This window comes from Alkalibacterium gilvum (assembly GCF_900109085.1).
GTDB classification, from domain to species: Bacteria; Bacillota; Bacilli; order Lactobacillales; family Carnobacteriaceae_A; genus Alkalibacterium; species Alkalibacterium gilvum.
Map to the genome: position 1 here is coordinate 1 of NZ_FNYW01000056.1, position 8,705 is coordinate 8,705.

Genomic DNA, 8,705 nt, shown 5'->3' on the forward strand with positions numbered 1-8,705 from the left:
CAAAAAATACCATATTCGCTTGTCTGGACCCAAACTGGGGAGACCCAAAAAAGACGATCGTGTGGACAAGACGATTGAATACAAAGATAATCGAGACCGTATCCAAGTTGAGCGCGACTTCAGCTTAGCCAAACGCTGCCATGGGCTGGGAATGATTCGAACACGTCTAGCCGAAACGACCTTTTCAACGATTGCTTTAGCAATCGTTTCTTTGAATTTATCCAAAATTCAAAGAAACTTTCTGCGCGCTTTATTTGATCGAAACTTTAGGAGTTTTTTTCGTGCGTCTTCCATTTAAAACTCGTCGGTTTATCAATTTAGTACTTGTTCAGTAAACACTATTTATTTATCTATAAATGCAATACAAAAAAGAATTAAACAAAAGCGTTAAATATCGTGCAGTACCAATTGACAGTAACTTCGATGGCAATAAATACATTTCTAAAAGGATGTCCAAATTTTATGACTGAATGAGAACAAAGAGAGAAGTTAATGAATGCAATGAGTGCCGCCTATTCTGATCCCGAAGTGAAAAAGGATCCTTACATACAACAGCTAATCTTTGATCTAGCTAAGCAGCTGAGCAAAGGAAAAGATGCCCATGCTGTATACTATCATCTCAGCCAGGAACTTCGAGGCTATGCACTAGGAAATGATTTCAAGATGCCAAAGACCTTAAGCAATCTTTATGAGATGGCACGAGACAGCCAAAAAGATTATAGAAAAAGTTATTTTGAACCCTTTTGGAAGAAGTAAGAATTGCCGGGGTACAGTGAAATGTAAAATACGTGCCCTTCAGTTGAATTAAGAAGTCATGAAGGGCAGGCAAGAGTGAGATGCGTGCCCTTCAGAAATATTAAGAGCTAGCGAAGGGCAGTCAAGAGTGAGATGCGTGCCCTTTAGAAGAAATAAGAGTCACCGAAGGGCAGTCAAGTATGAAATGCGTGCCCTTTAGAAATATTAAGAGCTAGCGAAGGGCAGTCAAGAGTGAGATGCGTGCCCTTTAGAAGAAATAAGAGTTACTGAAGGGCAGTCAAGTGTGAAATGCGTGCCCTTTAGAAGAAATAAGAGTCACCGAAGGGCAGTCAAGTGTGAAATGCGTGCCCCTTAAAAGTATCAAGAGCCAGCGAAGGGCAGTCAAATGTAAAATGCGTGCCCTTCAAAAGAAATAGAAGACGACGAAGGGTAGTCAAGTGTGAAATGCGTGACCTTCAGCAGAAATAAAAGTTTGCGAAGGGCAGTGAAATGTAAAATGCGTGCCCTCCAGAAGTAACAAAGATCAATGAAGGGAACACAAAATGTTTGATATCCAGAATATCAAACAAATTCAAAAGCTAAAGGATTATCAATTATGAATATTAAAAATATTAGACGGGTTCCTCTTATTACGACACTATCAGTTGCTACGTTAACTGCACTATTTTTATATTTATCAGAGCAAACAAATAAATTGGTTTCTTTTGATACGGATCAAATAATTTATGTTGTCTTCTTTATTTTACTGGGACTTTTTTTCTTTTTTATTGGAATTTATTTAAGTATAAAAACTTTCAAACAATTCAGAAGCAATAAAGAAGTTTTAACAACTGATCATTCTAATTTGGGTGTGTATAATAATGTGAGAAATCCCTATTATTCTTCAGTATTTTTAATTTCGAGCGGTATTCTTTTAATGACTTCCAATTTTTTATCGTTTCTGATCATTGGAGTAAATTGGCTTATACTGACGTTGGTTATCATTACTGTAAAAGAAGCAAAGTATTCAAATAAATCAGATACGAATTATTTAAAACATGTGCTTCGAGTCAATCGTTTGATTCCATGGTTCAATCAGTACTTTGAAATAAACGCATTCAATTCAAAGGATCAAATTTATTTAGAACAAGCGGGTGATTTTTTAAATAAAGAACTGATAGCTCCAGTCATGGGGATTTATTCATTATCCCTTCCAAAATTATTCTGGTTTCGTAAAGGCGTTTGTTTTGTTAGTGAACAGGGAATCAGCTTTTATTCGTACGATGTTTTTAGAGGACATTACGGGCAGCTCATTGCCTTCGATAAAATATCCTCTTTTGTTTACGGAAGAGGAACGCTTGGATACTCTCTTAAAATCCATGCAAGTAATACATCTATCAATTTATATTTCATAAAAAAAGGTGATGTAGAAGAGTTCATAAAATTCACTAAGAAAAGAATAAAGGTTTAGATGCAATAATCCAGTTAACCACTTTATGCTGATTTTAAATTTAACATCTCATCTTATATATGACTTTCAGATAAACATTCGTAGTTAATCATTTTGAAAGTCATTACAATTAAAATTTATTAAAAGAAACTACTTTCAATAACATGCGTTTCCTCTCCGTTTTATATCTTAATTTGAAACTATTTTCTAAAACTGCACAACCATAGAAATTAGTTTCAACGTGAGTTATACTCTTTATTGAAAGCGGTACAGAAACAAAAGAAAGTAGGTGAATACATATGAAAGACTCTAGTTGGAGTGAACAAATTAAAGGAAATTTGATTGTTTCCTGCCAGGCGCTTAAAGATGAACCGCTTCATTCTTCTTTCATCATGGGCAGAATGGCACTGGCCGCTGAACAAGGTGGCGCGAAAGGAATACGGGCAAATTCAGTCGATGATATTAGAGAGATTAAGAAGCTAGTTGATTTACCAGTAATTGGGATAATCAAACGAGATTATTCAAATAGCGATGTCTTCATCACGGCGACAATAAAAGAAGTCGATGAACTAATGACAGCTAATCCAGAAATTATTGCACTTGATGCGACGTCATCTCTTCGTCCTAACAATGAAACATTGGATGAAATCTATCATAATATTCGTGAGAAGTACCCGGAAGTTTCCTTAATGGCAGATTGTTCCACCTTAGCAGAAATGAAAAAAGCAGACGATCTAGGTTTTGATTTTATCGGAACGACTCTTGTCGGTTACACGAAGCAGAGTGAGGGTGAAAAAATTGAGGCTGATGATTTTGCACTCATAAAAAAAGCCGTTGAAGAACTTCAACATCCCGTGATTGCTGAAGGAAATATCAATACACCGAAGAAGACAGAACGGGTTCTAGATATTGGTGTTTACAGCGTTGTTGTTGGATCAGCTATTACACGACCGCAACTCATCACTGAAAAGTTCGTCGCCGCAACAAAATAAGTTATTATATAAATAAAAATTTAAAGGAGAGAAATCAACATGAAAAATGAAGATTTGAAAGGTTTAATTTCAGCACTATTAGTCCCTTATAACGAAGACGGTACAGTAAACGAGGCAGGATTACGTCAAATCATCCGTCATAATATCGAAAATATGAAAATAGACGGGCTCTACGTTGGTGGCTCATCCGGAGAAAACTTTATGCTGGATACAGACACGAAAAAACAAATATTTGATATAGCTAAAGACGAAGTAAAAGATGAAGTATTATTGATTGCGCAAGTTGGGGGAACAAACCTTTACGAAGCAATAGAATTAGGTCAGTACGCAACCGAATTAGGATACAATGCTATTTCAGCTGTTACACCTTTCTATTATAAGTTCAGCTTTGAAGAAGTGAAACAGTATTACTTTGACCTCGTTGATAAAGTCGATAACCGTTTGATTGTTTACTCAATACCTGCACTTACTGGTGTAGAAATCGGTGTTTCTCAATTTATGGAACTGTTTGAAAATGATAAAATTATTGGTGTCAAGTTTACAGCTGCCGATTTCTTCTTATTGGAACGCTTGCGTAAAGCTGCGCCTGATCACCTCATCTACTCAGGATTCGATGAAATGCTTCTTCCTGCTGTGATCAACAATGTAGATGGTGCGATTGGATCAACATACAACGTCAATGGCCTGCGTAGTCGCAAAATTATGGAGCTAGCTCAAGAAGGTAATATCAAAGAAGCTCTAAGCATTCAAAATGATACGAATGATTTGATTGAAGCGATTCTTGACAATGGATTGTACCCAACACTTAAACAATTGCTTAAACTGCAAGGTTGTGACAAGGGTTCATTCTTGGCTAGAAAACCAATGGCGTCCGCAACACAGAAACAAATCAATCGCTCAAAGGAAATCTACGATGCCTATCTTAAAGATGTAAAATAAATAGTTTACATCACACGTTCTGCACTTAATTGAGAATCAATATAAATCAAGTGCACTCTTGGACAATCGTTACTGAACTATTTATTGATTTAAAGGAGGATAATACATGGAATTAGTCAGTCTCAGTTCTCAAAAAAATAAAAACGTGACAAAGGCTCAGCAAAAGGTTATCGATTTTCTAGAAGACCATGACTTGTCTTCAATGGAAAAAGGTTCTCATATAATTGACGGAGATGATTTTTTCGTAAACGTTATTGAATACGAGACAACCGATGAAGAAAATCGTATTTGGGAAACGCACAAAGCGTATCTGGATATACATGTTGTTGCAGTCGGCACGGAGCGTATTTATCATAGTTTTATAGAAAATATGACCACCGGCGACTACCATGAAGATGATGACTACCTCGAAGTGAAGGGCACAAAGGAAAATACGATCGATTTAAATCCCGATCAGTTGTTGGTCTTTTATCCTGAAGACACTCATAAAACAGGCGTCAAAGCAGGGAAAGCAATGACTGTTAAAAAAGGTGTTTTCAAAATAAAAATTTAAGCTGTAAACGGGTCAAAACTAGTCAAATAGAAAGATTTAGATAGAGACAAGGCCAGAGCTTTGTCTCTATCGTTATTATTTTTGATATGATGAAATTAAATGCGTTCAAGTAAATAACAGATAAAAGAAGGGTGAATCATAAATGGTAGACTATAAAAAAAGTATTGTTCCGCACATCGAATCAATGGCAAATCTGCTGACACCACTGGAAAAGAAAATAGCACAATATTTTATTGGGGAACACGACTCCACTACCGATTTTTCTTCTAAGGCTGTTTCTGAACGACTATACGTTTCTCAAGCTTCATTAACACGATTTGCGAAAAAATGCGGTTTTTCTGGATACAGAGAATTTATCTACCAGTATCAGGAGTCTTTTAACGAAACAAAACCACTTTCTTCCAGTTTAATGACCTCTGTTTTTGACAGCTATCAGGAATTGTTAAATAAAAGTTATTCCATGATCGATCGGGAAAAGCTAATGGAAATTATTGATCTACTTTTAAGTCAGAAACGAGTTTATATTTATGGAAAAGGAAGTTCAGGATTAGTCGCCGAAGAGATGAAATTTCGTTTCATGCGAATCGGTCTTGTGTGTGAAGCGATCACAGATAATCATGTTATGCAGATGAATCAGGTCGTATTGGATGATGAGTGTCTAGTGATTGGAATATCCATCAGCAGCGAGACCTCTGAAGTTCTAAATGGGCTGCAGATGGCAAATAAAAGAGGATCTAAGACAGTCCTGCTTACGGCCAATAAAACGAATGAAGTCGTTGATTACTGCGATGTGATACAGTTTTTTGCAATAAAAGATAATTTGGGTTTTGGAAATATTATCTCACCACAATTTCCTATTTTAATCATAATCGATATTATCTATGCTTTCTTTATGGAAACGAATCGTGAGCATCGTCAGAAGATTTGGCAGGATACATTTGATGCAATACAGGAGAAGGACTAACCGTTTATTACACAAGGAGAGACGAGAATGAATATTTTAGCTATAGATATTGGTGGAACAGCTATAAAGTATGGCATGTATGATGATTCGGGTTCTGCCTTGACAGATTTATATGAAACAGTAACAGTAAAAACCGAAACAACAAATTTCATTATGGACACAGTTATTCAAATAATCGAAGAAATGACTGTTGAACATTCGATAGAAGGTGTCGCGGTATCGACTGCAGGTGTTGTAGATCCAATAGAGGGAAATGTAGTCTTTGCCGGTCCAACTATTCCTGGCTATACTAATACACCGATCAAACAGACTATCGAGAACTTATTTCATATTTCAGCCGAAGTAGAGAACGATGTAAATTGTGCGGCGCTTGGTGAATGGTGGAAAGGCGCTGGAAAGCACAGTCCTTCGCTCGTATGTACCACTATCGGAACTGGTGTGGGTGGCGCTATTATTTTAGATGGAAATCTTTCACACGGGTCTTCATATTCTGCAGGTGAAATAGGCTATCTTCCTATGGCAAAGGGAAAAACTCTTCAGGATGAGGCGTCTACAACCGCTTTGATCGCTAATTACAGTCTGCTCAGCAATATCCCTGTAGATAAGCTGAACGGTAAAATTATTTTTGAAAAAGCAAAAAGGAGCGAAGATAAAGCTATTCAAGCTATCGATGATATGTTGAGTGCATTGATTCAAGGATTGCTAGCTGTGACGTATATTATATCTCCAGATACTATTGTCATAGGTGGAGGAATAGCTGCTCAAAAAGAATATTTAGAAAATAAAATAGAAGCTAAATTAAGAAAGAGTATTGTATCGAAACGTATGATGCCTAAAAAAATAGTATGTGCTGAATTAGGAAATAGTGCTGGAATGATAGGTGCTATTTATAATTTCACTCGAAAACATTCTTACTAGCTCTTGAAACGATTTATCTCACCACAATTTTCTTGAAATCATTATGTTTACTTTCTTTCAATGTATCCAGAAAAGATGAAATAACTTTCAATAATTCAGTTTTTCATAGACGTATACTTATTAAAAATGAAAGCACTTTCTAAATCTTTCAAAACATAGAAAATTGTTTCACTATCATATATACTCAGTGTTGTAAGCGTTGTATATGAAGGATGGTGAGTACATATTGAAAGACGGAATACATTGATTTTCAAAGAAAATACTCAATCACTTAATACTCAAATTATTTCATTTGAGACTATTTAGCAGAGTGACATTTGAGTGAATCGAAATCAAAATGAAACACAAACTATTTGAAAATAAGGAGAATATAATATGGAGAATATGGAAAAAGTTGGATTCGGTACTCTAAACTGGGTCGTATTAAGCATTTATTTACTCGCAATGCTTGGCGTAGGGCTTTACTTTACTAAGCGTTCAGGAAAGAGTACAGATTCATTCTTTACAGCCAGCGGTAAAATCCCTGCCTGGGCAGCTGGCTTCAGTATTTATGCAACAACTCTAAGTGCAATCACATTTATGTCAACACCTGAGCAGGCCTTTCTAACAGACTGGTCATACGCTGCAGGGAACTTAGCTATCTTTGCTATCATTCCAGTTTTGATTTACTTTTACATTCCTTTTTTCAGAAAATTGAATGTGACCACAGCATACGAATACTTAGAAGAACGATTCCACGTTTCATTGCGATCGATCAGTAGTTTATTATTCGTACTATTCCACATTGGACGAATAGCTATAATCATCTACCTACCGACGCTTGCTATCACGTCAGTATCTGACATTAATCCTACACTGATTGCAGCAGCTGTTGGCGTTTTGTGTATTATCTATACATTCCTAGGTGGTATGGAAGGTGTCATATGGAGTGACGTTATTCAAGGATTCCTTCTACTAGGTGGCGCTCTACTTATTATAGTAATGGGTGTAAACCTCGTTGATGGTGGCTTTGCTACCGTGGTTAAAAATGCTTCAGAACAAGGAAAATTTATCACAACTGAAAACTTTAAATTGGGAACAGGTGCCGCAGCAATTCCTATTATCTTTTTAGGTTCTATATTTAATAACTTACATCAATATACTGCCAGTCAAGACGTTGTACAACGTTATCAAACAACTTCTTCTATTAAAGAGACAAATAAATCACTTTGGTTCAATGGTGCTTTAGCTTTAATTACGATTCCAATCTTTTACGGAATGGGTACAACACTGTATATGTATTATTCAAATGCAGCATCATTACCAGCAGGATTCAATACATCTGCACTTGTCCCATATTTCATCGTAACAACACTACCCGTTGGCGTAGCAGGACTTTTAGTTGCAGCTATTTTTGCGGCTTGTCAGTCAACGATCTCATCCAGTTTGAATAGTATATCCGCTTGTGTCGTTACCGACTTTAAACAACGTTTCTATGGTAAAAGTGAAGGCAAAAGCGATGTACACTTAGCAAGAATTTCAATTATCATTGCTGGAATACTTGGAATGATTGCTGCTTTATATCTCGTTTCAACTAATCGTGCAGAAACATGGAATCTGTTCCTGGATATCACTGGTTTGTTCGGGGTTCCAACTGCTGGAATATTTGCCCTCGGTATTTTCACCAAACGCGCCAATACGCCTGGTGTTCTCGTTGGTTTAGTCCTAGCAGCCATAACAGCATTCTTTGTACAAAGAACAAGCTTGACACCATTTGCTGTTAGTACTGTATCATTTGCTTCCTCATTTATCTTTGGTTACATTGCAAGCTTCATCTTCCCTAATGCAAATAAAAACATCACTGGTCTAACGATTTATACTAAGGACGAAACGTATGTGAAGGGTGTTGAATAATAAATTATTCAGTCTAAGTAATATAGTCACATATGAAGCATAGACCTAATTTAAAAATTGAAAACTATTAAACATAATAATCGTGCTGGCAAGTTCTTAGGAACAAGCTGGCACGATTTTTTGTGTTGCTAGAAAAAGGTAGCGTATTATAAAACATTGGTTCTATAATTAATCGTGTTGGTGAGTTCTAAAAACTCACTGGCACGTTTTTTTGTATATCAATAGAAAAAGGTCAGTAGATTCCCTTATAATTAAGTCGAC

General features: G+C 36.3%; 8 protein-coding genes and 1 pseudogene. All 9 read left to right on the forward strand.

The genetic code is table 11. From position 1 onward, the window contains the following. On the forward strand, positions 1 to 298 hold a 298-nt coding region (locus tag BMX83_RS09960), incomplete at its 5' end, for a transposase (RefSeq protein ID WP_143059496.1). Between the two features lie 191 nt (positions 299 to 489). Continuing rightward, positions 490 to 756 (forward strand): annotated as a pseudogene (locus BMX83_RS09965) (bacteriocin immunity protein); the annotation flags it as partial. A 595-nt stretch (positions 757 to 1,351) separates the two neighbouring features. Next, entirely contained in the window at positions 1,352 to 2,206 is an 855-nt protein-coding gene (locus BMX83_RS09970) for a methyltransferase (protein WP_091636614.1), read from the forward strand. A gap of 278 nt (positions 2,207 to 2,484) precedes the next feature. Next, positions 2,485 to 3,177, forward strand: coding sequence for an N-acetylmannosamine-6-phosphate 2-epimerase (locus tag BMX83_RS09975; protein WP_091636616.1), 693 nt, complete (start codon positions 2,485 to 2,487; stop codon positions 3,175 to 3,177). A gap of 39 nt (positions 3,178 to 3,216) precedes the next feature. Further along, positions 3,217 to 4,116: an N-acetylneuraminate lyase gene (locus BMX83_RS09980; protein ID WP_091636619.1), complete on the forward strand. Its 900-nt coding sequence runs from the start codon at positions 3,217 to 3,219 to the stop codon at positions 4,114 to 4,116. A 106-nt stretch (positions 4,117 to 4,222) separates the two neighbouring features. Then, the gene (locus BMX83_RS09985; protein WP_091636621.1) at positions 4,223 to 4,669 is read left to right on the forward strand and encodes a NanQ anomerase/TabA/YiaL family protein; all 447 of its coding nucleotides are present in this window, start codon (positions 4,223 to 4,225) and stop codon (positions 4,667 to 4,669) included. 142 nt (positions 4,670 to 4,811) lie between these two features. Beyond that, positions 4,812 to 5,633 (forward strand): MurR/RpiR family transcriptional regulator, encoded by an 822-nt coding sequence (locus BMX83_RS09990; RefSeq protein ID WP_091636624.1) that lies wholly within the window; start codon positions 4,812 to 4,814, stop codon positions 5,631 to 5,633. Positions 5,634 to 5,660: 27 nt separating this feature from the next. Beyond that, on the forward strand, positions 5,661 to 6,551 hold the full coding sequence (locus BMX83_RS09995; RefSeq protein WP_091636627.1) for an ROK family protein: 891 nt from the start codon (positions 5,661 to 5,663) through the stop codon (positions 6,549 to 6,551). 384 nt (positions 6,552 to 6,935) lie between these two features. Next, positions 6,936 to 8,444, forward strand: a complete 1,509-nt coding sequence (locus tag BMX83_RS10000) for a sodium:solute symporter family protein (protein WP_091636630.1) — start codon at positions 6,936 to 6,938, stop codon at positions 8,442 to 8,444. The last annotated feature ends 261 nt before the right edge of the window (positions 8,445 to 8,705 follow it).